24 protein-coding genes are annotated in these 23077 nt (G+C 40.6%); 11 read left to right on the top strand and 13 right to left on the bottom strand.

Annotation, left to right across the window (positions count from 1 at the left end):
• Positions 1 to 150: 150 nt before the first annotated feature.
• Complete coding sequence (locus WKF66_RS21125; RefSeq protein WP_489676496.1) at positions 151 to 672, top strand: NADPH-dependent FMN reductase; 522 nt, start codon at positions 151 to 153, stop codon at positions 670 to 672.
• On the opposite strand, the gene WKF66_RS21130 is transcribed toward WKF66_RS21125, so the two are convergent.
• The gene (locus WKF66_RS21130; RefSeq protein ID WP_489676497.1) at positions 659 to 1117 is read right to left on the bottom strand and encodes a substrate-binding domain-containing protein; all 459 of its coding nucleotides are present in this window, start codon (positions 1115 to 1117) and stop codon (positions 659 to 661) included. The genes WKF66_RS21125 and WKF66_RS21130 overlap by 14 nt on opposite strands.
• Here WKF66_RS21130 and WKF66_RS21135 point away from each other — a divergent pair, their 5' ends adjacent.
• Positions 1118 to 2806 (top strand): ABC transporter substrate-binding protein, encoded by a 1689-nt coding sequence (locus WKF66_RS21135; RefSeq protein ID WP_489676498.1) that lies wholly within the window; start codon positions 1118 to 1120, stop codon positions 2804 to 2806. It begins immediately after the preceding gene.
• On the opposite strand, the gene WKF66_RS21140 is transcribed toward WKF66_RS21135, so the two are convergent.
• The 6 genes from WKF66_RS21140 to WKF66_RS21165 form a co-directional block, all read right to left on the bottom strand.
• The gene (locus WKF66_RS21140) at positions 2803 to 5214 is read right to left on the bottom strand and encodes a TonB-dependent receptor (RefSeq protein WP_489676499.1); all 2412 of its coding nucleotides are present in this window, start codon (positions 5212 to 5214) and stop codon (positions 2803 to 2805) included. The genes WKF66_RS21135 and WKF66_RS21140 overlap by 4 nt on opposite strands.
• Positions 5215 to 5348: 134 nt before the next feature.
• Positions 5349 to 6107, bottom strand: a complete 759-nt coding sequence (locus WKF66_RS21145; RefSeq protein ID WP_489676500.1) for a phosphatase PAP2 family protein — start codon at positions 6105 to 6107, stop codon at positions 5349 to 5351.
• A 133-nt stretch (positions 6108 to 6240) separates the two neighbouring features.
• A complete protein-coding gene (locus WKF66_RS21150; RefSeq protein ID WP_489676501.1) occupies positions 6241 to 6936 on the bottom strand; it encodes a DUF6266 family protein in 696 nt (231 codons plus the stop codon).
• A gap of 275 nt (positions 6937 to 7211) precedes the next feature.
• Positions 7212 to 8048: a DUF3658 domain-containing protein gene (locus WKF66_RS21155; protein ID WP_489676502.1), complete on the bottom strand. Its 837-nt coding sequence runs from the start codon at positions 8046 to 8048 to the stop codon at positions 7212 to 7214.
• A gap of 4 nt (positions 8049 to 8052) precedes the next feature.
• Positions 8053 to 10851: a leucine--tRNA ligase gene (gene leuS, locus WKF66_RS21160; RefSeq protein WP_489676503.1), complete on the bottom strand. Its 2799-nt coding sequence runs from the start codon at positions 10849 to 10851 to the stop codon at positions 8053 to 8055.
• Positions 10852 to 10939: 88 nt separating this feature from the next.
• Positions 10940 to 12178 carry a voltage-gated chloride channel family protein gene (locus WKF66_RS21165; RefSeq protein ID WP_489676504.1) on the bottom strand — a complete coding sequence of 413 codons (1239 nt, stop codon included), beginning with the start codon at positions 12176 to 12178 and terminating at the stop codon, positions 10940 to 10942.
• Between the two features lie 71 nt (positions 12179 to 12249).
• Between WKF66_RS21165 and WKF66_RS21170 the strand changes: the two genes are divergently transcribed.
• From WKF66_RS21170 to WKF66_RS21190, 5 genes are all read left to right on the top strand, one after another.
• Entirely contained in the window at positions 12250 to 12624 is a 375-nt protein-coding gene (locus WKF66_RS21170; protein WP_489676505.1) for a DoxX family protein, read from the top strand.
• A gap of 79 nt (positions 12625 to 12703) precedes the next feature.
• Complete coding sequence (locus WKF66_RS21175; protein WP_489676506.1) at positions 12704 to 13246, top strand: RNA polymerase sigma factor; 543 nt, start codon at positions 12704 to 12706, stop codon at positions 13244 to 13246.
• A gap of 10 nt (positions 13247 to 13256) precedes the next feature.
• Complete coding sequence (locus WKF66_RS21180; RefSeq protein WP_489676507.1) at positions 13257 to 13646, top strand: hypothetical protein; 390 nt, start codon at positions 13257 to 13259, stop codon at positions 13644 to 13646.
• Position 13647: 1 nt separating this feature from the next.
• Positions 13648 to 14373, top strand: coding sequence for a siderophore-interacting protein (locus tag WKF66_RS21185; protein WP_489676508.1), 726 nt, complete (start codon positions 13648 to 13650; stop codon positions 14371 to 14373).
• 12 nt (positions 14374 to 14385) lie between these two features.
• A complete protein-coding gene (locus WKF66_RS21190) occupies positions 14386 to 14613 on the top strand; it encodes a hypothetical protein (RefSeq protein WP_489676509.1) in 228 nt (75 codons plus the stop codon).
• A 22-nt stretch (positions 14614 to 14635) separates the two neighbouring features.
• Here the strand turns inward: WKF66_RS21190 and WKF66_RS21195 are convergent, their stop codons facing one another.
• The gene (locus WKF66_RS21195; RefSeq protein ID WP_489676510.1) at positions 14636 to 15073 is read right to left on the bottom strand and encodes a lipocalin family protein; all 438 of its coding nucleotides are present in this window, start codon (positions 15071 to 15073) and stop codon (positions 14636 to 14638) included.
• 102 nt (positions 15074 to 15175) lie between these two features.
• On the bottom strand, positions 15176 to 15874 hold the full coding sequence (locus WKF66_RS21200; protein WP_489676511.1) for a CPBP family glutamic-type intramembrane protease: 699 nt from the start codon (positions 15872 to 15874) through the stop codon (positions 15176 to 15178).
• 118 nt (positions 15875 to 15992) lie between these two features.
• Here WKF66_RS21200 and WKF66_RS21205 point away from each other — a divergent pair, with 118 nt between their 5' ends.
• The 3 genes from WKF66_RS21205 to WKF66_RS21215 all read left to right on the top strand — a co-directional run bounded on the left by WKF66_RS21205 (position 15993) and on the right by WKF66_RS21215 (position 17520).
• On the top strand, positions 15993 to 16583 hold the full coding sequence (locus WKF66_RS21205) for a hypothetical protein (RefSeq protein WP_489676512.1): 591 nt from the start codon (positions 15993 to 15995) through the stop codon (positions 16581 to 16583).
• Between the two features lie 206 nt (positions 16584 to 16789).
• Positions 16790 to 16975, top strand: a complete 186-nt coding sequence (locus WKF66_RS21210; RefSeq protein WP_489676513.1) for a hypothetical protein — start codon at positions 16790 to 16792, stop codon at positions 16973 to 16975.
• A 299-nt stretch (positions 16976 to 17274) separates the two neighbouring features.
• Positions 17275 to 17520, top strand: coding sequence for an AAA family ATPase (locus tag WKF66_RS21215; protein WP_489676514.1), 246 nt, complete (start codon positions 17275 to 17277; stop codon positions 17518 to 17520).
• 209 nt (positions 17521 to 17729) lie between these two features.
• Here WKF66_RS21215 and WKF66_RS21220 read toward each other — a convergent pair whose 3' ends face one another.
• Complete coding sequence (locus WKF66_RS21220) at positions 17730 to 18788, bottom strand: carboxypeptidase-like regulatory domain-containing protein (RefSeq protein WP_489676515.1); 1059 nt, start codon at positions 18786 to 18788, stop codon at positions 17730 to 17732.
• A 74-nt stretch (positions 18789 to 18862) separates the two neighbouring features.
• Between WKF66_RS21220 and WKF66_RS21225 the strand changes: the two genes are divergently transcribed.
• Entirely contained in the window at positions 18863 to 21490 is a 2628-nt protein-coding gene (locus tag WKF66_RS21225) for a hypothetical protein (RefSeq protein ID WP_489676516.1), read from the top strand.
• 5 nt (positions 21491 to 21495) lie between these two features.
• On the opposite strand, the gene WKF66_RS21230 is transcribed toward WKF66_RS21225, so the two are convergent.
• From WKF66_RS21230 to WKF66_RS21240, 3 genes are read right to left on the bottom strand one after another with little or no spacing between them, the layout of a single operon-like run.
• A complete protein-coding gene (locus tag WKF66_RS21230) occupies positions 21496 to 22446 on the bottom strand; it encodes a HipA domain-containing protein (RefSeq protein ID WP_489676517.1) in 951 nt (316 codons plus the stop codon).
• Positions 22439 to 22771, bottom strand: a complete 333-nt coding sequence (locus tag WKF66_RS21235; protein WP_489676518.1) for a HipA N-terminal domain-containing protein — start codon at positions 22769 to 22771, stop codon at positions 22439 to 22441. The genes WKF66_RS21230 and WKF66_RS21235 overlap by 8 nt, the downstream gene beginning before the upstream one ends.
• Entirely contained in the window at positions 22771 to 22989 is a 219-nt protein-coding gene (locus WKF66_RS21240) for a type II toxin-antitoxin system Y4mF family antitoxin (protein WP_489676519.1), read from the bottom strand. The genes WKF66_RS21235 and WKF66_RS21240 overlap by 1 nt, the downstream gene beginning before the upstream one ends.
• Between the last annotated feature and the right edge of the window lie 88 nt (positions 22990 to 23077).

Here is a 23077-nt window from a genome sequence, read left to right on the forward strand (position 1 = left end):
GAAGACTTGTGTTGCTCGGTATAAATGCGTAAAAAATGCTATTTTTGCGACGTTTTGGGCATTTTTACACGATCAGCTAAGATACAAAGTAAATGATAATTTCGGTACTCCGGCCACACGTGTTTTACACATCTTATTAACAATTCAAACATGGTAACCATCATTTCGGGCACTAACAGACAGGGAAGTAATACCTATAAAGTCGCTAAATATTACCAGAAAACTTTGTCATCAAAGGGGCTGGAAACCAACTTATTCAATTTGACCGATTTACCAGACACCTTGATCAGCACCGACCTTTTTGGTAAGCGAAGCGAGCAGTTTCAGGTGATACAGGATCAGGTGACCAAGACTACGAAATTCTTATTTATTATCCCTGAGTACAACGGAAGTTTCCCTGGTGTGCTTAAGACGTTCATCGATGCCTGCAACTTTCCGGAAAGCTTTTACGATAAAAAAGCAGCCTTAGTAGGCGTTTCTTCTGGTAAATATGGCAATATTCGTGGGATAGACCACTTTGCAGGCGTATGCAGCTATCTGCACCTGACTGTCTTGCCGCTTAGGCTGCACATTCCTTATATCAAAACAGAGTTTAATGACGAAGGAGATTTTTTTAAAGAGGATACTTTAAAGTTTACGAACGAACAGATGGATAAGTTTATCTCGTTTTAAAGCTGATCCAGGTTTCGCCCTCATTTCCAAAAACAAAGTACCCTGGATATAACATTTCTGCAAGATCTTCTAATGCGAGAACGGCTTGTTCTGCCGTATCCGTTACTGCGGCCTCATCATCCCACAGATACACACGGCTAAATTGCACAGCAGGCCATTCTTCTCTCAATAACGAAGGTACGATCCCCATCAGCTGAAGCACCGGATAGCCTTGTTCCGTATAAATTATTACTCTCGCGTTTATCGGATCATCTTGCAAGGATCCACCAGCTTCTTCCAGCAGAACGGTAAGATGATATGACCCCCCGTTATCTGTTTCCAGAATAGCTACAGAAACCGGGTCCATAAATTTAATCTTATGCTGTATGATGTCTACACGCTCTTGTAGGCGCTCACGCAAGTCCTCATCTCTTACCGTATCAATAAGCGTATTTAAAAAAGACATATGATTTGTTTATCCAACTTTCTTCCTAATTTGTGCAAAAATAGTATTCCTGAGCCGATGCGTTGTATTTTCCCCAATATATTTTGTGCCGTCTTGCTTACGCTTATGGTTTCCTGCGGTACTTCCCAAAAGCAATCTGATAAAAAGGTTTTCAATATGAATCTTGACCAGGGCTTAACTTCACTGGACCCGGCTTTCTCGCGTAACCAAAACGCGATGTGGATGACCAACCAGATTTTTAATGGTCTCGTACAAATTGACAGTGCCCTAAACACAGTTCCTGCAATAGCCAAAACCTGGCAAATCAGTCCTGATGGCCTCACTTATACCTTTAACTTAAGAAACGACGTTTACTTTCATGACCATCCGCTGTTTCCTAAGGGTAAGGGACGTAAAGTTGTCGCCTCTGATTTCGCTTACAGTTTTTACAGACTCATAGATCCTAAGGTCGGCTCTTCAGGCGGTTGGATCTTCAATGATAAAGTGAAAGATGCAAACAGCTTCAAAGCGTTAAATGACACGACATTTCAAGTTCATTTGACTAAGCCCTCTCCTGCTTTCATGAAGATTCTTGCTATTCAATATTGCTCGGTAGTACCCAGAGAAATCGTGGATCATTATGGGAAAGATTTTAGAAACCATCCTGTAGGTACAGGGCCGTTCAAATTCAAATACTGGAAAGAAGATGAAGTCATGGTCTTGCTTAGAAATGAGCACTACTGGGAAAAGGAAGGCCGGGTACAACTCCCCTACCTCGATGCAGTCAAAGTCAGCTTCATCAGCGACAAACAAAGTGCTTTTATGAATTTCATTAAAAAAGAACTTGACTTCTTTGATAAGGTTGACGGAAGCTACCGGGATGACATTCTCACGAAAAGCGGTAAGATGACCAATAAGTATAAGGGTAAATTCAACCTGACAAAAGGATCCTATTTATGTACTGAATACGTAGGGATTCTGGTTGACACTAACCTTGCCATGGTCAAAAACTCTCCTTTAAAATACAAGAAAGTGCGCCAGGCGATCAACTATGCGATCGACAAGCAAAAGCTCATTAAATACTTGCGCAATGGAGTTGGAATTCCCGCAACTGCAGGATTTGTTCCTAAGGGAATGCCAGGTTACGACAGCACCGCTGTAAAGGGTTATCATTACGAACCTGAGAAGGCAGCCAGATTACTTGCCGAAGCTGGATTCCCTAACGGGAAAGGCATGCCTGAAGTCACTTTGAATACCTCTACAACTTACAAAGACCTTATAGAATTTATACAGGGCGAGCTAAATGCAATTGGCATCAAGGTGAAAGTTGATGCTAGTCCTAGTGCCAGCCTCAGAGATCTGATGTCTAAAAATGAAGTTAATTTCTTTCGTGGTTCCTGGATAGCAGATTATCCCGATGCTGAAAACTACCTCGCAGTTTTTTATTCTAAAAATAAGGTTCCTAACGGACCGAACTATACTGCTTATTACAACAAGGAGTTTGATAAACTATTTGAAAAGAGTTATTACGTGAGTGACGACAAGGAGCGTTTTAAATTGTATCAGAAGATGGACAATATGGTGATGGAAAACGGCAATATGGTTCCTATTTTTTATGACCAGTCAGTCATCATGACTCAAAACAATATTAGCGGGTATGGTAACAACCCGCTAAATTTGATGATCCTCAAGACTGTTAAAAAGAATTAATTTTGTACTCCGCCCATTCCACCTTGCTGTTGCTCTTCTTTCTTTAAGTCGTCATTCTTAACTGATTTCTTCTGCACAAACTTTAATTTTCCAAAGTTGTAGCTAAAGCTTAATCCGAAAGAACGCAATGGATAATGAATATCTGTACTTTGAATCGAGTTCGCTGTATTGTTCACTGTTTTAATGTTCAGATCCCTGTTGAATGGGTTTAATACATTCAATCCAATAGTTGCTTTCTTACCCATTAAGTCTTTTTTAACCGCAGCACCGTAAAAATACATCATGTCAGTTTTTCCCTGGAAGGTCCGTTTTGGAGAGTTAATCACGCCCCAAAGCTCTGTGCTCCAACCTGCGTTAAACCGATAGGACGAACGTGCATAGACATTGTAGTTTATCAAAGTTCCTGTGTTGATATCGAGCGCATCGTTATTTACTTCGTAGGTATTCAATCCAAAATTGCTCATCAATGTCCATTTAGTGTTTGGATTATAAGATCCAAATACATTAACACCGTAAGATTCACTGGTACCGACGTTCAAATAAGATGTTAAATTCTTATTTACTCCATTCTCCACAAGCGGACGAATCGCACTTTCTATTACATTCTGAGTATTTTTATAGAAAATAGAGGCACTGATTACAGCTCCCTTGATAAAAGTAGAATAACCCATTTCTATGTTATTCGTCAACTCCGGATCAAGCTGTGGATTACCCTCAATCGGGTTGTAAATATCGCTTTCGTTTCTAAATGGATTCAAGTAGAACAAACTCGGGCGCTGTACCCTTTTGTTGTAACTTAACTTGATCGTACTCATACCTTTCAGCGTTTGAGATAGGATTAGACTAGGAAAAAGGTTGAAATAGTCATTGTCGAAATTCTGAGCATTTCCGGCTAAACCACTAATATCTGTATACTCAGCGCGTAAACCCGCTTTTGCAGTGATCTTCTTTGTCAGCTTGAAACCAAGCACACCATATGCAGAGGCTACATTCTGATCATAGTCGAAGTCTTGAGCAGCAACATCATAGTCGCTCGATATTTTTCTTGCTATGCCTTTTACACCAGTTTCAAATGTTGTTGTTTTGCTAAATGGGTACACATAGTCACTCTGCAAAGTGTATTCATTATTCTTTCCGGTATTGCTGTTAATCACAAATTGTGAAGGTAGATTGGCATTGATAAATTCGTTAGAAAAGTCACTTGTGTTTCTTCCTGAAGTAAGTTGGCCTGAAATACTAAATTCTTCACCTTTCCTTTTTGTCGTCTTCCTATAATCTGCAGTCCAGTCCACATTATTGAAGCCCATATCCATGTCTCTGATGTTGCGCGACAATACCTGGTTAATTAAGATGTCAGAGCTACCCGGCCCCCCATTAGAGAAGCTATTAAACTTCACATTGGTAGAGAAATTATTATAACCATTTAAATCGTAATCTAAACCTGCGCTACCATTATACCCAACTCGTGACCATTTCGAGAAACCAGTTTGAGAAACAGTGTTAGTCGTTCCGTTGATAGTCGAGCTATTGAAGTTATCCATTCTGGAACTTTGTGGATAGGCATGGTTAACTCCTAAGTTTGTAGTCAACGCCAACCGGCCGGACTTAACGTTTAGATTAAATGCTCCGTTATTTGAGCGAGTACCTGCAGATGTATTTACACTTCCACTCACACCTTCTGCACTAGTCTTTTTGGTAATAATGTTGATGATCCCCCCTGATCCCTCCGCATCGTACTTAGCCGACGGACTTGTGATGACCTCGACGCTTTTTATCTGCTCTGCCGGAATCATTTTCAAGGCATCAGCTACGCTGTTTGCCATAGTTCCAGAAGGTTTGCCGTTGATAAGTACCCGAACTGCACTTCCTCTAAGCTGGATGTTTCCATTCATATCTACAGAAAGCATTGGCACCTTACGCAACACATCCGTCGCATCTCCGCCAGCATTAGTGATATCATTCTCTGCATTATATACCAGCTTGTCCACTTTGTTTTCAATCATGGCCTTCTGACCAACAATTGCTACTTCTTTCAGATTGCTTTCTGTGGGGCTAATATAAATGGTGCCCAGGTTTGCATCGGGTTTTTCTGGACTTGTTTTAACACGAAGTGACTTTGTTTTATATCCAAGAAAGCCGATTGAAAGTGTATAAGTGTCTGGAGCGATGTTTTGCAACACCACTTTACCTTTTACATCAGTTACTCCACCATTTACAGATATATTTGTTGGCCCTTTGGTCAGGGCTATACTAGCATAATCTATTGGCTTTTTAGTAAGCGAGTCAAGTATTAATGCCGAGATCCGGCCGGTAACTTTTGGTTTTTGAGCCCCGGGACCTGTTGGATATTGTGCATAAGCTGAAAGTGCAATTCCCCAAACAGCAAGTAAAAGTAAAAGTTGTTTCATTTCGTTTGTTCTTGATCAATTAGTCTGCGCAAGGTCGATTATGTTACATAATTTCTAAACAGACTACTGACTATTCACCAAATTTCATCGGTGAACAAACGCTTTTTGACGGTCGCCAAAACTAATTGTAAGGATTAGAACTGATAATTGAAGTTGAAGCCTGCGTTACCTTTCTGATAACTTGGAGCAAACTGCATGCTGCCAGGCTTATTCTTGAATAACCTTCGTTTCAACGAAGGGTAAATCCAGTAAGATACTTTTGTGGAGAGAATTCCGAAACCAGCTCCAGCTACCACGTCACTAAACCAATGTGCGTTGTTGTACAAACGGAGCATTCCTGTTCCCGTTGCGAGGGCATATCCTCCAACACTATACCAGATCGATTGATCTTTATATTCCTGATGCAAAAATTCAGCAGTCATAAATGCAAACGAAGTATGCCCGGAAGGAAATGATCTGTTATCTGCGCCATTGGGTCTAAGCCGGTGTGCAAGTAGCTTGGTAACTCCCACGCTGCCACTAACCAGGCCAGCAGAGAGAAGTAACATTCCGGTCCTGTCTTTTATATTGTTCTTCGCTTTAACCCCAATTAAATCTAAGCCGTAAACAGCGATAGCTGGAACGTACCGGGTATAATTGTCTATTTTAAAAGCAAAGGTGGGATGATCTTCCTGAAGTTCAGCTTGAGTGGTATAATCGAGACTTCTAACCTCCGTGTTTCCAAGCAGTGATATTGCACCATAACTAATCAGCATGCCAGGAATTATCCAGCCGGAAGTCCTCGGCATATTCGTTTTTTCAACCGCTTTAATAGTTGACAACGAATCCGTTGGCTGCGTCTGTGCGAATGTGGGAACGGCGAAAAGTAAGAGCCACATTAAAATCGATCTCATCGATACGAAAATAAGGAAATAACTTCGCTGCTACAAAGCTTGGAACCCAATAATTATTAATGCCGCTTTCTGCAGTAATTACCGCTCCAGTTAAAATGACGATTTAAATAATTCTTCCCCCATAAACTTTCCCTTACTTGACGTTGAAAAAGCAACTGTTGCACAGCAATGGAATTACACTGGAACTTTGTTCGTTTGCCAAATAACTTATCCAGGTACTATTACTCACGCTCAACCTGTCCTCAGCTAAAAAAGAAATATAAATTTCCGGGCTTTCGTTTGTTTCGTCCGCAGCAATTGTGAAAACCTGAGTTCCGGCGGAGCGTTCCGCGGCGCTTAAATAGTATATTGAAGACTGTTTTAACGGATAAATGAGTAAGACCATTGCCCGGTCATTTCTAAAAGAAAAGTCCCGTTCTTCCACGTAATCCCAATTTATGGTCACATTGTGTTGCGTAACTATGGCTGTAGGTGAATTAGCAGCTAAAAGTTTACCTTCGCTAACGACGACTTTACGATAGTCAATTTCAAAATTAGGATAGCTTCCCTTAATGGCGTTTCGCATATTAAGGGATGTTGCAATGTTGTGTTGATTTAGTGGTGTACCCTCCATCTTGAACAAGAAGCCGAGATTGATAAATCCTGTGATGTGGTGTAGCAAATCGTTTACCAATTTAAATCGTTGTCTGGAAGCTGCTTGTCCAGCCGAACGCTTTTTCTTAGTCTTTCCGACCCTTCGAAAGACAGTTTCCCCTTTAAGCACATAACTAACGATGTTCCCTATTTTCCCGGTTGTTGCCCCGAAAGGGCCTTGAGGTAATTTTCCCATGATTATATTTGGTTTGTGATTCTGTAAGGTATCGTTAATATCCCGATGTTTCCGCATTAATACCGCATTGTTTCCGCGTTAGCGGAACCAACCCGGTACCAACGCGGTCGGAAGGGGGAACCAAGGCCCTACCAACCTAAACCTTTACACGGGCAAGTGATGACAATTTGTAAAGCTCGCCGATCAATTCTCACAGCAGTGAAATAAACCCGATTTTATAAATATTAGGAAGGCTTTGTGCACAAAGCAGAATGAGCTACGATTAAGCAGGAAAATTACTTTGCATTTTTGATTGCTAAAGGGATGAGCTTAACCTTGTAATCACGCATCGCCCCCAATGTTCCCTGTGCCTGGAGTTGCCCGGTTGTAATGAGTGTCTTAAGCATCCAGTTCAGCGTTGCATCAGATACTTCAAAATCTAATTGCACGAAAGTTTCACCAATTACCCGGGCAGATTTCTGATACTCATCTGTACAGAAAGAAATGAGCACATCGTTAATTTTTTCCAATACATTTTCTTGAAATTCACCTTTAGCATTAACCATTCTTAAGCTTTCTGTCCGCAGGGTCGCTGCTGACCAAATTTTCAAAAACCGTTCTAAATCTAAGTCAGTAGTAGCTCTAAAATGTTGCTCTAAAAGTGGGATTTGTTCAATTCTTAACACGGCTAGCGCCTTTGGAACAAACTCCCGATTATTTAGCGATTTTTGAATCGATTCTGATACAGGGACTAAAATCAATTGCTTCGCAAAGTGCTGGATTGCCGTAAAAAGTCTGCCCAAAGCTAAAAGATCAAATGAATTATCTCCAAACCAAATATGAATGACCTGGCCTTTTAAAAGCAGTTGCTTAATGGCTTCAATAGTCGCATAATCATTGACACCCTCGGCTTCAAAGTTACGGTTAAGGCAATCATCATCAATGTTTTTGAACCACTCCTTCCTGGCTAAAAAGCCTTCTGGAGTATCTAATGTTGCTATTGGGCCTATTCGATGATCATCGCCTAAGCTAAACACTTCACCTGCTAAATGTGCTGCGACAGAAAAACTTCTTTCCAAGCTGCTTTTCAAATATAGACCAAAAATTACATGAACATTCCTGGTCACATCCATCGAATTAAACGACTAAATTTACAATCCTGCCTTTAACCACGATAACCTTTTTTGGAGTTTTACCGTCTAAATACTTTTGAACGTCTTCATTCGCTAAAACAAGATCTTCAATTTCTTTGACATCAAGCGACAAGCTTAGATTCAAGTTCAACCTTGTTTTCCCGTTTACAGATATTGGGTAGCTGAACTCATCTTCTACTAGGTACTCCGGATTGAAGGTTGGATATTTAGCAAATGACAAGCTGCCTGGCTCATGACCCAATTGCGACCACAGCTCTTCACAAATATGCGGCGCATAAGATGCTAAAACGATAACCAGATCTTCTAAAACCTGACGGTTTTTGCATTTGAAATCTGTAAGCTCATTTACGGCAATCATAAAGCTAGAAACAGAGGTATTGAATGAAAAACGCTCAATATCATCCTGGACTTTCTTAATAATCTTATGCAGCGCTTTCAATTCGGCTTTCGAAGGCATGGAATCTTCTACACTGAACACCCATTGATCGTTGTGAAATAATCTCCAAAACTTACGCAAGAACTTGAACACACCTTCAATACCATTGGTATTCCAGGGCTTACTTTGCTCCAAGGGCCCTAAGAACATTTCATACATGCGCAAGGTATCGGCACCGTAATTTGCAATCAGCACATCCGGGTTAACCACGTTGAATTTGGACTTAGACATCTTCTCAACTTCAACGCCACAGACGTATTTCTCGTTCTCCAGAATAAATTCAGCTTCTGCAAACTCTGGCCTGAACAGCTTGAACTTGTCGATATTCAAAATTTCGTTCTCTACAATGTTAACGTCAACATGCAACGCAGTAGTCTTGTAATCTTTTCTTAGTCCTTGCGAAACCAACGTATTAGTGCCACGGCCATCCTCGTCTACCACGCGGTAAACAAAGTTGCTACGCCCCTGAATCATACCTTGGTTAATTAGTTTTTTGAAAGGCTCCTCTTCCTTCACATAGCCAAGATCTTTCAAAAACTTGTTCCAGTATCTGCTATAGAGCAAATGCCCTGTTGCATGTTCTGCACCACCGATGTAAAGATCCACATCTTTCCAGTACTCGATCGCTTCTTTGGAAGCAAATTCTGAACTGTTCTGAGAGTCCATATACCGGTACCAATACCAGCTGGAACCTGCCCAACCTGGCATCGTACTTAATTCATATTCAAATTGGTCTTCATAACTCCAGTTTTCAGCCCTACCTAAAGGCGGTTCGCCAGTTTCTGTCGGCAAGTATTTGTCTATCTCAGGAAGCAGTAATGGAAGCTCTTCTTCTTTAATTAGATATGGCAATCCATCTTTAAAGTATACGGGAAGTGGTTCTCCCCAATAACGCTGGCGACCAAAGATTGCGTCACGCATCCGGTAATTGATCTTTGCTTTACCAGCTCCGTTTTCCTCCAACCAAATATTTAAAGTAGAAATTGCTTCTTTATAAGTTAAGCCATTCACAAATCCAGAGTTGATATAAACACCTTCTTTTGTTGGATCGGCTTGTTGATCGATATCTTTTTGACCGTCTAAGATTTGGATGATTGGTAAGTTGAAATGTGTCGCAAACAACCAGTCGCGCTGATCGCCACTTGGCACACCCATTACTGCACCCGTTCCATACCCTGCAAGCACATAATCGGCAATCCAAAGTTGAATACGCGTGCCATCTACAGGATTAATTACATAACTTCCTGTAAAGGCCCCTGATACCGTTTTAGTATCAGCCATACGGTCGAGTTCTGATTTCTTTTTAGTCTGAGCGATGTAAGTGCTAACTGCGTCTTGCTGTTCTACAGTGGTTAATGCGGAAACCAACTCATGCTCTGGTGCTAATACCAGATAAGACACACCGAAAATAGTATCCACTCTGGTTGTGAAAACTTCTATATATTCTGGTAATCCGGCAGGAACATTATCAATCGCAAACCTTACGCTTGCACCGATGCTCTTACCAATCCAGTTGCGTTGCATTTCTTTGACCGGTTCTGGCCAATCAATGGTGTTTAGGCCTTGAAGCAAACGCTCAGCATAGGCAGAAATCCGCATGCTCCATTGCATCATTTTCTTCTGCTCAACCGGGTGGCCACCTCTTTCAGAATAGCCATCTTTAACTTCGTCATTCGCCAAAACTGTTCCCAAAGCGGCACACCAGTTTACGGTACTTTCGCGAAGGTAAGTAAGACGATACTTTAAAAGTTCAGCTTGCCGCTCTTCTTCAGACATGGTGGCCCAGTCTGTCGGCAGAAAAGAACGGACATCTTCATCACACACAGCTTTTACATCGGCACTGCCGGCGCTGTTGAACTTTTCAACCAAGGTAGTGATGTCTTCTGCACGATCCGTCTCCAGGTTATACCAGGAGTTAAAAAGTTGCATGAATATCCATTGTGTCCATTTGTAATATTCCGGATCACTGGTACGAACTTCTTTACTCCAATCGAAAGAGAACCCAATCTGGTCCAACTGCGTACGGTAGGTATTGATATTGGTATCCGTAGTTAAAGCGGGGTGCTGACCGGTTTGTATTGCATACTGCTCTGCTGGTAGTCCGAAGGAATCATATCCCATTGGGTGCAAAACATTGAATCCTTTTAGTCTTTTATAACGCGCGAAAATGTCTGAAGCAATGTAACCAAGCGGGTGACCAACGTGCAGACCAGCTCCAGATGGATAAGGAAACATATCAAGCACATAGAATTTAGGCTTTGCGCTATCTTGTTCTACTTTAAAGGTTTGATTTTGAGCCCAGTGTTTTTGCCATTTTTGCTCGATTTCTGTAAATTGGTAATCCATTAGTACTATGTTGATTAACGCTTCCGCAGCGTGGTGTAATTCTTAATAAACGGCAAAAATAAGAATTATAGATTGCTTTGGGAAAGGATTAAGAAAATAGAGAGAAGGAGCCGAATACAAAGTGACGTGGAGTTTTGTTCTCCGGGAAATTGTAAATGCCTTGTTTGCCGGAAACAAGATAAGCCACAATACAGGCGATCGCTACAAAAATTCCACAAGAAATACCAAAGAGCTCAATGGCCATGAAACAGCAGGCAATCGGTGTTTTTGCAGCAGCAGAAAAGACCGCCATGAAGCCCATGCCTGCCAACAACCCTACAGGCAGTGGTAGATATATAGACAATGCGCTGCCTAAGGTTGCGCCTATAAAAAATAGTGGAGTAACTTCTCCTCCTTTAAAACCGAACCCTAATGTGACTGCCGTAAGTAATATCTTTAGCAAAAAGTCTTGAGGTAAAGAAGGTTGCTCGAAAGATCTGACGATTTCGGGTACGCCTAGCCCAAGGTATTTGGTGCTGTCGAGTATCAGAAAAGCAAGAACTATTATTAATCCTCCGACGACTAGCCTTAACGGCGGGTACTTGATCAACTTTGAGAAACTAGAAATATAATGTGTCGATTTCACGAATAATACGGCAGCTAGTCCGAATGAAATACCAGCGATAGTACCAAGGCCCATACCTTTTAGAGAAAAGGAAGGAACCTCGGTAATGTAATAATGGGTATGGCCAACGCCCCAAAGTTCAGTAACGAGTGCACCGAGATAGGCTGCTAGTACAGCAGGGATAATCGCTTTTACCGGAAACTTCCTCATCAGCAAAACCTCTATTCCGAAGATAGCACCGGCGAGCGGTGTACCAAACACAGATGCAAAACCGGCACTTAAACCAGCAATGAGCAAAATACTCCGCTCTTCTGAATTTAGTTTAAAGGGCTTATGTAATTGATCTGCTACAGAAGCGGACATCTGCAATGCCGTTCCTTCTCTCCCAGCCGATCCTCCGAACAGATGTGTAATCAAAGTACCTCCTAAAACCAGGGGCAACATTTTTAGAGGAATAACGTCTTTTGGGTTATGAATTGAATCAAACACGAGGTTATTTCCACGCTCCACCTCTTTTCCTTTGTGGTAATAAAGCAAACCAATAATCAACCCCGCAATTGGAAGCAGATAAATTAGCCACTGATGTGATTCTCGATAATTAGTAACCCAGTTCAGCGAAGCCAAAAACAAGGCCGATAGTGTTCCGGCGGCTACTCCCACAATAATTAATAACAGTGTCCATTTTAAAATCGCTGACGAGCTGAAATATTTATCGTTTGACATTTTGCTTCAAATTAACGACATTTTCAAAGAAATGGCCTAATTAATTTCTACTATCAATAGTATGCTTTCAAATGAAAACATTTAAGCGGACCCTTACTATACTATTTGCTGCAATCCTCATTATTGCAGGTATCAATCATTTTATCAATTTCAGAATTTACAGTCCCTTTATTCCTGATTGGATGCCACTTCTACTGACCAATATTCTAGTCGGCATAGTAGAAGTCATTTTAGGTGCTGGCTTGTTATTTGAAAAATATCGTAAACCTGCTGCTACTGGTGTTGTGATGCTCATGATTATGTTTCTACCATTACATTTCATTGACGTCTTTAAAAGTCATCCCGCCATTGGTTCCATTACCCTGGCAATCATAAGACTTCCAGTGCAGTTTGTGTTGATCTACTGGGCGTGGTACATTTCTAAGCCCGGAAACCAACGTTCTTAAATTAATTTGCATTTCTTTGAAATGTTTACCCTCGTCGATCGTCTACCTTACTAAACAAAGTACATTTTTTTAACGGCCGATGCGCGAAGACAATAACAGTTACCTATTAAAAACCATACAAGATTATGGAAAAGGGCTGTTGTCGTTCATCCGTGGAAGGGTAAAAAACGATGCTGATGCACAAGATATTCTGCAGGATATCTGGTATAGTCTAAGCCTCATCGTGAATACCTCACCAGTGGAACAAACGAGTGCCTGGCTTTATAAAGTTGCCAGAAACAAAATCACCGATAAATACAGGAAGCGAACGGAAAGTTCATTGGATGATTTGTTTGAAGAAGAAGACGAATTCGATTACAGTTCCATACTCTTCTCTGACTCTACTACACCGGAAACTGAGTATCTGCGAAATCTATTCTGGAAACAATTGTTCCTGGCGCTGGACGACTTGCCTGAAGAGCAGAAACAGGTTTTTATATGGCAGGAGCTAGACGGTATTCCATTCCAGACGATTGCGGAACAAACGGGTGTGAACGTGCAAACCCTTGTTTCAAGAAAAAGGTATGCAGTGTTGCATTTGCGGGAGCGGCTAAAACAATTGTACGACGAGTTAACTGATTAATCAAGTAATTATGAAAAAGATATATTACAGAATGCCGCGGGCAGCCCGCTTCATTTTTATCCCAATTATGGCAATAGCATTCCTTTCACTGGTTAGTCTGGTGGTAATGTTGCTTTGGAATAACCTTCTACCTCAAATTATCCAAGTCGAAGCAGTAAACATTTGGCAGGCAGCAGGGATCTTCATTCTTTGCAAGCTTCTATTTGGCTTCGGACGGATGGGTGGTTTTAGGGGAGACAAGACGCACTTCAAAAATCGCATGGCGGAACGGGTAAAAACAATGACACCTGAAGAACGCGAGCGCTTTAAGGAAAAATTGGGGAGTAGAATGTTTAATTGCTGCGAAGACATCCGCAAAGGTGATGGAAAGAACACAGCAAGCAGTCAACCTGAGGTTTAACATGGGAATTATAACTAACCTAATTGCGGGCTTTTTGGAAAAGGCTACTATTTCCTATAAAACGCAGCTCAATCCTACAACTTATCATATACAGTTGCATGGTGAAGCATTAAAAAAAGCCAATTATCTACCCGGTTATTTTGTTCGTGTTTTTGTTGGCCGCGGTAAGGATCTGGCCTTTAAAGACAACCTGCGGAGCTATTCAGCATGGAAACTCAATAAACTGAATGGAACACTTGAGTTGGCAGTATGCACACATGCCGGAGGCCCAGGTTCTACATGGGCAAAGGAATGCAGAGTGGGTGATGAAGTATCTTTTACCTGGAAAAAATGCAATCTGGTGGTAGATAACTCCGCAGATAACTATCTATTTGTAGGAGACTCCGCTGCACTAGGCCACTTGTACGAAGTGCATCGGAACCTTGGTAAGGGGAAGGTGATTAAAAGTCTCATTTACGATGACAGAAAAGAAAATCTTTTTGCAGACCTGAATGGCAGCAAACCTTTTGATTTCCTTGAAATCTCCAGCACGAACGCTGTTCCAACGCTATTAAATTTACTTCCTGACACCTTAAAAGATATTTCGTCTAATACAATCGTATACATAGGCGGTGATAGTCGGGTCTGTCTTGCGCTAAGCACCCACCTCCGTAAGGAATTGAAATGGGACGCTCGCCGTATAAAAACAAAGCCTTTCTGGAACCCAACTAAAACAGGATTAGAATAAATTAAACCTATTATGATATCAATCTTTAAAACAAGCGTAGCTTCTAGTCAGGATCTAAACAAATTAACGCCCTATCTGAATTCTCTAAAAGAAGACTTAAAATGGACAATTGATTTGTTTGATTCTGATAGGATCTTACGGGTAATATCCAGCGTTAACAAAAACGAAGAAATTATCTCCGTAGTGAACAAACTCGGATATGAGTGTGAAAACTTAGAGACATTTTATTCGGAACCTTGACATCAGGATCACTGTTTATCTCTTAGCGGACAAGAAAATACTTTCTAACTGTATTTGGTGTTGATTTCTCCTCGGTTGCGGTAAACTCAAACTTATTGTCATTGATTAACGTGGGTGCACCTGCATGTAGTTTAGCCCCTATTGACATGTAAAAAGTATTACCAACGGTTACAGAATAGGTACCTGATTGAAGTGAAGGGGCTAAGTTGATTTCTACAATATCATCTTCACCGCTTTTGAATTCTACGTAGTCGTTACTTCCTCCATTTACCGTTGTAGTAGCTGAACCTGCGACAGTAGTTTCCACTTTTGCGAGTTGCCACTTACCTACCATCTTAGATTTCAAAGATTTTGTCTCGTCATCCTGTTTTTTGCAACTGGCAAAGATCAGGAGAAGGGCAGTAAAGATTAGCACTGGTTTGGTAGCTAGATTTATTCGTTTAGTCAGGGATAATTTCATATGATTACATATTTTGAGGTTAGAATAGTAACGACACAATTATGCTTTTGGTATTAAACCAGATATGACCCACGGCACAATGCTAAATAGAATGACTAATGATTAGCTGCCGCTAAATGCCATTGCAATAAAAATCAAGCCGTTATAACTCGCATGACCGAGCATGGCATAAATCAGCCCATATTTAATGCGCAAATACCCAAGCGACATACCGACAACCAACTGCGCTAAAATGTAAAGAATGAAGGAAGGGTCAGCTACTGTCAGGCCCTTTATGTTACTTAGGTGAGCGTACGCAAAAATAAAGGCCGTTAAATAAAACAACCATCCATACCATCTTTGCCATAGCAAATAACTCCGAGTCATTGACATCGATTTAAAACGCATATCACAAAGTATCGCCAGAATTATGAATGCAATGAGAAACGAAAGCTGTAGGTAGCTGTTATTGACATTTGAAATTACAATCCAAGCAAGCGAAATCGCTATAAAATAAATAGAAAGCCTTCTCTTTCGGAGTTGATATCTAAAGACGCTTTCTTCCAGAAGAGGCGCTACTACGCACAGTAAAATACCAGTAACCAGCAAACCGTACTGTTTAGTTAAATCTATGATTGGATATTCTTTTATGAGCTTATAGTGGAGTAGAGTACTTATAGTTCCCATCACCGCAAAAGCTATCACAAAATCGAGGATCAAGAGGGTAATAAAATCCTTCCGGAGTTCAAGTTTATTCTTGCTAAATCTTAAGAGTCTGGGTCTTTTTAGGAACTGCCAATAATTGGAGAGCGATTGATACATGTTTGTTATTTTGCTGGTTGCTATGCCAAACTTACCGAATACTCTTTTATCATTGTAAACGGATTAGCATTAACACATTTTTGATGCAGTAATAATTAACATTTAACAATTAAGCATCATGAAACAAAGTGTACTTTTTTTAGTTTGGTTAGTATCCTGTTGGTGGACTTCAGGAAGTTCAAGTGCTCAAACAGCTCCTATGAAGTTTGGTCGGCACGTCGCATTTGAATTTTTTACTAGAGATAGGTTTCTGAACGCTGAGATGCCCACCACCCTCCTTGCGCAAGATACTGCTGTCTACCAAGCACTTGACTGGCTGAATAATCCTACAGATGAGTTGCACTTTGGAAGAAAACCTGCTAGCCCTATTCTTCTCGGGAAAAAGCTCAACCCTTTACTTACCGACTATTTCACTACCCCAATAAAATCAATGTCGAAGTCGTTCGTGGGTTACATAATTTCTGATGGATCGGAAGCCATTGTAATTGCTGTTGGAATCAATAAAGACAATTACCATGAGTATGAGTATAGGGTTGTGGAGAACGATAGTACCGAAGTAATTCCTTGGAGCAAAATCCAACGTCTTGAACAAAAGTACGGCGCCAAGCAACCATATGGATTCATAGGTACATTCAAAGCCTTGGGTAAACAACTTTTGGTAGAGGTGAAAAACGTGAAAGAATACAGCATACGAGAGGGCTACTTTTAACAAATCAAGAAAAAGTACCCATATCGAGACAAAACCGAGAAATTGTTAAAGAAGCGCTCAGAAGCTTAAACTGATTTGATGACGCCAGTAGTAAACGTTATCACGAAATTGTCTACCTTGTAATTCCCAATAAAAAACACATGAGCACTCCAAACACATCAATGCAAATCGAAGTTTTTTCCGGTGAATTTTGGCAAGCATCGTTAATGCGTCAGTTACTATCGGAACATGATATATTCGCATACATTGGTAATGAGCTGTTAAGTAGCATAGATCCAGTCATTATAAGTACTACCGTGGCAAGTCATGTTACACTAAAAGTTTCTCAAGCAGATAGCCAGCGCGCGTTGGAACTGATCGAAGAATATAATAATAGTGAGCCAATCGAATAGCTTGCACTTATTTTAAAGCAATGAAAACGTTGCACTCAAAGATATAGCTAAAAACTTTGAAGTCGGCGAAGTTGGGAATGAAACACTTGACAGTGATTAGAATAGAAAAGTGTACGATTCAAAGCCGAGCCTAACTCTTAACTGTCTTTCTGAAAAAGACGATTATTGAATAATCATAGTTTTAATAAAGACGATTTTATATCTTTTTTCGACATGAAAGAGATCATAAAGGAAATTTTGGTTCAAAATCAGGAACGGGACCCTTCTATAGGGCTTAGGTACGCAACACGGGAATATCCTTGGATCTTGAAAAGATACAGGCTATTATTGGTCTTCGGCGTGTAGGTAAAACTTCAGCGATGCGATTGGCTATTGAAGAACTAAAAACGACCAGGGGGAAATTGCCCGGGCAAATTATCTATTTCAATTTTGAAGATGAGCGGGTACAATTTGAACCTCATCAACTAGATTTCATTCTACAAGCCTGGCAGGAACTCAATCCGCAAACTAGTCTGGAAAATGCATGTTCTTTTTTGACGAAGTAAATCTATCCGGAAGGTGGAATAGCTTTACCTGTACAAGTAAGCTGGACGCTCGCTGATTCAGACACAAGGAACAGAGAAATTAAAGGATTGCTTAAGGCTGCCGGTTCGGACTAATGTTTCTTTATATAAAATGTATTTTACCGTCCTTATTTGTCTATGCAAGGCTTTCTTAATTGTTGACAATTACTGTAATATCAACAAAGATCGAATTAATCAGGAACATACTCGTATGGTAATTGGTCGCCTATCCGCTTTCGCCCCCAATACCCTTGGATGAGCAATGCTTTGTAACTAAAATAATTACCTTTACTATCTATCTGCCCGTCTGTACTGAATATTGACCCTGTATCTTTAAACTGCGTAATTATTCGGTCTTTTTTTTCGAAGGAATAATTCCGGGCAGCAAGGTCTCTGTTGTAAATGGTGTAAAGTCGTCGTTTATATCTAATTCTGATGAGGTTGCTGTCAACTCGCTGGGCGAATTGCTTAGGCGCTATGGCGTCTATATTAATCACGGCAGGAAGTCTATCATTAGTCACTTTATAAGTTAAAAAGCCCTGGCTTTTGATATCACCTTTGTGTAACGATCGTAGGTAATGCATTAGTGAGCCATAGTAAGCTTCTCTCCTGCTCTCCAGCCATGTTTGCTTTTGGGCGTCTGAACCTTCCATCTCTTCGAAGATACATTCGCCATGATACTGAGTAGTTTCAAGGTATCCGTTGTATTGAAAATCCCTTAATAGGTATTTGACTGTATAGCCTAATACTGGGTTCTCTATTAATAAGAAATCGTTTGTACTGGCTCGGAGTATCTGTTTTTCAAGAGAGAAATTAAGCACCTCCAGGTTGAGTATCTTACATCTTTTCGCATTCTCGGATTCGCCAAGGAAGAACTTTTTAAAAGTGGTCAGATATTTCAGTCGCTGGCCATCGCCAGTTATTATAACTTCCTTTAAGTTTTGGGATTTGGTAGTTAGCCTAATATTCAGAACTATTGATTTGTCTTGAATCAACACCTCTTGTTTCATCGATCCGGAGCCAATCATGTTTACTACAAGTTGATACCCACCACTGGTTAATCCGGTAAAACTGTAACGGCCTTTTGCATCAGTTTGGGATATCTTCTGGGAGCCATCGATAAACACTGTAGCTGCTTCGACAGGCTCAGAATTCTCATCAAGGATAGTTCCGCTCAAGGTGAAGTGGGACTGAGCGACTGTATTGAAATGGTTAAAAAGCAGAAAAACGAGGAGAGCGTAAGTTTTCATAAAGATGAAATTAGGCATTTACTTGTTTAACATCAAGCGTTTAACTATATTAGTTAACTCTCTAGCCAAAAATTATGATTCAAATTACCGCTCTCAAAACTGGTATTCTTTGGCATCTTTTACGATACCTGCTCATATCAACGCTTGGCCTAAGCGCCGTTCAGGCTCAAAAGATCTCCACAATAGGGGTCAGTAAACTTCGGCAGGCTGCTTCAAACTTTCAAAGGGCGATGCCTCAGGAAAAAATATACCTACACACAGACAAGGACTTATACTTTGCTGGGGATACGCTTTGGTTCAAGGCTTATGTGTTGGATGCGACGTATCTCTCGGCCGCCGACAAAAGCAAAGTTCTGTTTATAGAAGTGCATGACGATAGCACAGACATCATTAGAAGAGTTTCAGTCGTTATCAAGAACGGCATAGGCAATGCTCAAATTCCTCTGACTAGAAACGCATTCCATGAGGGAGGATATACGATAAAAGCCTACACAAACTGGATGCAGAATTTTGGAAGCGCCTCTGCCTTTAGCAAGCGTATTTACATTGGTAAAATCGCTAACGATTCTTGGCTCGCGAGTTCAACAATTGATTTGAAGACTGTAAACGGGAAGGAGCAATTGACAGGCGAAGTATCGTTAAAGGATTTAGACCGCATGCCTGTAGGGTTGAGAAATCTGAATGTTATGGTGATGGATAGTAACAGGGTATTACTGGATAAAAATCTTCAAACATCCCAGGATGGTAAATTTGAACTACTAACACCTTTAACTGATTCACGACGTATCAGCAGTCTTCGAGTGGAGATTCTGGATCTCCGAAAAGATGGGACCAAACAAAGACTTCAAATTCCTTTATTCCCGAACCGGGCTGGTAAAATAGACCTGCAGTTCTTACCGGAAGGTGGTCAGCTTGTTGTGGGAGTGACAGGAGTTGTAGGTTTCAAGGCTGTTTCAGAGAGCGGAGCAGGCGTCGATGTAAGTGGGATTGTTTTTGACAGCAAAGGTAAGGAAGTTGCTGCATTTGAAAGCTTGCACAAAGGCATGGGCAATTTTAAGCTTAAACCAGTTTCTGGGGAGAAGTACCTCGCAAAACTCACTAAGCCTACAGGATCTGAGACAACTTACAAGCTTCCGGTAGTAAAGGTTTCAGGTACAACTCTTTTAGTAGAAAACGATGAACAGAGTGATTCAATAAGCGTATTTGTTAAGGCGAGTCCAGACCTTATAGTAAAAAAGCAACTGTTTTATTTAGTGGGTTCAGCGAGAGGTCTGGTCTCTTATGCCAGGCCATTGATATTGAACAGTCCGAAGGTTATTAAGATTTCGAAAAGATTGTTTCCTGGAGGAATTGCGAGAATCCTATTGCTTAAAGAGAAGATAGCAATAAACGAACGATCTGTTTTTATCGACCATCATGACAATCTTCAAATCGCTATATCAGCTGGTAAGCCATTTTACAAGTCAAGAGATAGCATTTCGCTTGAAGTGGATGTGAAGGATAAGTTTGGTAAGCCGGTAATGGGTTCATTTTCTTTGGCCGTAACCGACGACGGTCAGGTATTGCCTGATATGAAAGGTAATCATGGGATTGATGTTAGCTTATTGCTCAATTCCAACTTAAAAGGATTGATTGAAGAGCCTGGCTTTTATTTAAATAGATCCACACCTACCGCGTGGAGGGCCTTAGACAATTTGCTATTGACGCAAGGTTGGGTTGGTTACGAATGGAAGGCAGCATTTCAGCCTTTTGAACTCCCAAGGTTTGATAAGACAACTCTTAGCCTAACTAGATGGAATCACATAAAGTATATGGAATTTCCCATTGTCAAGCACTATCTAGTAGAACCATGGTTTTTTGATAGATTGCCTAAAAAGGTCCTGTTTCCTAAAGACGCAGTCGCTGGTTCCGGCAAAACTATCACCGCTACTGCCAACGTTCTTGATGAGGTAACCATAACGAATAAAAGACAATGGAAAGGTGTAGGTTTTGCAGATATAGTTTTAGACTCAAATGATATAAAAATTACTGGTGCGGAGAACGTGTATCAAATATTGAGACAGAAGCTACCGGGTATGACGATTGAACCGTATCTCTCAGCATTTTCGACAGATAAACGATATATACTTACGTGGCAAGGACGGCAGATTCACACAATCAGTGAATTGGATGGGAAATTTGATGACTTACACGTAATGATTGATGAGACGAGGCAAGGAGTTAAAGAGTTTTGGATGAGCCAGTACGTAAGTTCTTCTAAAATGATTGAGATTATGTACTCAGAACAATACACTAACAAATTTTTCCCTCTTAAGCCACCACAAACCTTCAAACCCGGAGAGCGGGCGCTGTTGTTGAAAGCTTATGCAGAAGCGGGATTGATAATGCCCAATGAAAATGGGCCGAAACCTGTAGTGGTAAGGTTTACAATTGTTAAGTCTTCATCTAACTTTTATAATGCACTATCTATGCTTTCACCTCAAAGGTACTATCAGCCAAAATACTTACCAGAGTTCGTAGAAGTCAAAAATCAGCGGTCCACAGTTCACTGGGAACCAAACATTATCACCAATAAAGATGGAAAGGCAGTGATAAGTTTTTATGCTACTGATGAAGCGGGCAATTATTCTTTGAATGTTCAAGGAGCAGATTTAATGGGCAGGTTTGGCGGTAACAGTTCTTCAATAAAAATCAAGAATTAATTAGCTTACGAAAAAAGGGTAGTGTATCTCTCTTTTAGTAACTCAATATATTTCTGTTGATACTCTTGTGATAGAAAGGACTTTCCGACCCACCCTTGAGCTTCCAACTGGAAGCTTTTGAACTTTTCGAATACCCTTCTTATTTGTTTACTGTTAAGATCGAGTCCATTGCCCAAACCTTGGAAATGTTCCAACCTAAGCTTTCGCTTTTTGCCATCAAGTGTAAGCGCCAGTTCCTCTTTATCTTCCGGATTGACAATCGCAACATTTAGCAGATCATAAGCAGGGGACAATGCCCAATTTCCTTCCCTTGCCAATAACGAGAAGTTCTTGAGATGCATATCATTATTTCCCGTTAAATAGCTGAAGATTGTGAGTTCAAAATAGGTAAGCTTGTCGAAAAGGGCACGGCTCGAGTACTGACCAATCCCTTTCCCCACTTTTTCCATGGAGCCTTTATATTTATCGAAGGCCTCCAGGACTTGATACATGTCTAACATGTGTATCTTTTCACCTTGATCTTTCCTATCAAAGCGTTTAGTGATGTAGGAAAGTTCTCCTGATTTTAAACGGATAAGACTTGACTTTGCCGTCCTTATTCCATAAGCTTCGGCTAGTCTCATAGTTACATGTTCATTTTGAGGCATTTCGGGAAACAAGGTCAATGGTGGTTTGAAAATATAGTTGCCACCGAGCGCACCAACGACTGTCAAGCGACCGCTTTTACCATCTTCTAACGCACCACTAATCACCATTGTTAAAGAGAGCTTGGGTTGCACTCCTGGAACGGCTATACTTCGCTCAACAACATCTTTTGCCAATTCATCCATTTGTGCTAAAGAATAGGAAAATTCAGGAGGTTGCTTTGTGCCAAAAAAATCAAGGCTACAACTGCTATGAAAATCACCTTCCAGTTCATTAAGAGTATCGTAACAATAAAGACATTTCCTATTCATCGTTTCCATTTATACGTTGAACACTCACAGCGCCGATACAATTCTGACAACAGGCGAGTAAGAGACCCATCCTGTCGTTCGGGTTAATCTTCCAACTTTGTGATGCAATATTCAAAAGCCATCCTTCAGGTATTAAGCCTTCAAAGAAAGGAAAAAGTCTTTTTTCTAAATACACTCCTTCTTTGACAGGCATTGAAAATGTAATAAACAGATTGGGATAATGAGCTATGTAATCGGCATTATATTGAAAAGTATATTCTCCGTCATCAGTTTCAGTAAGTATCCCCGCCAATAAGTGCTGATAAAATATTTCTGCCTTTCTCATTATAAATAACCTTGATCGGTTTTAGTTAGTGACACCGGTGCAAGCGTATATCCAAACATCTTTAGTACCTGATTTATACTTGAAAGATTTAAGTTCTCCTTTCCTTGTTCAATTTTTCTGATCACAGTTAGCGCAACTCCGGCCCGGTCAGCAAATTCTTCCTGCGTTAACTTTTCTTCTTTTCTCTTTTCCTTTATAAACTGCGACAAGTGTTTCATTATATGCAATTACGCGTATTTAATATTCAAATGCAAAAGTATATGTAAAAAGATATAATAAGTTAGATATTCTAAGATTTATATGTAA

Origin of the sequence: Pedobacter sp., from assembly GCF_037719805.1 — a bacterium.
GTDB lineage: Bacteria > Bacteroidota > Bacteroidia > Sphingobacteriales > Sphingobacteriaceae > Pedobacter.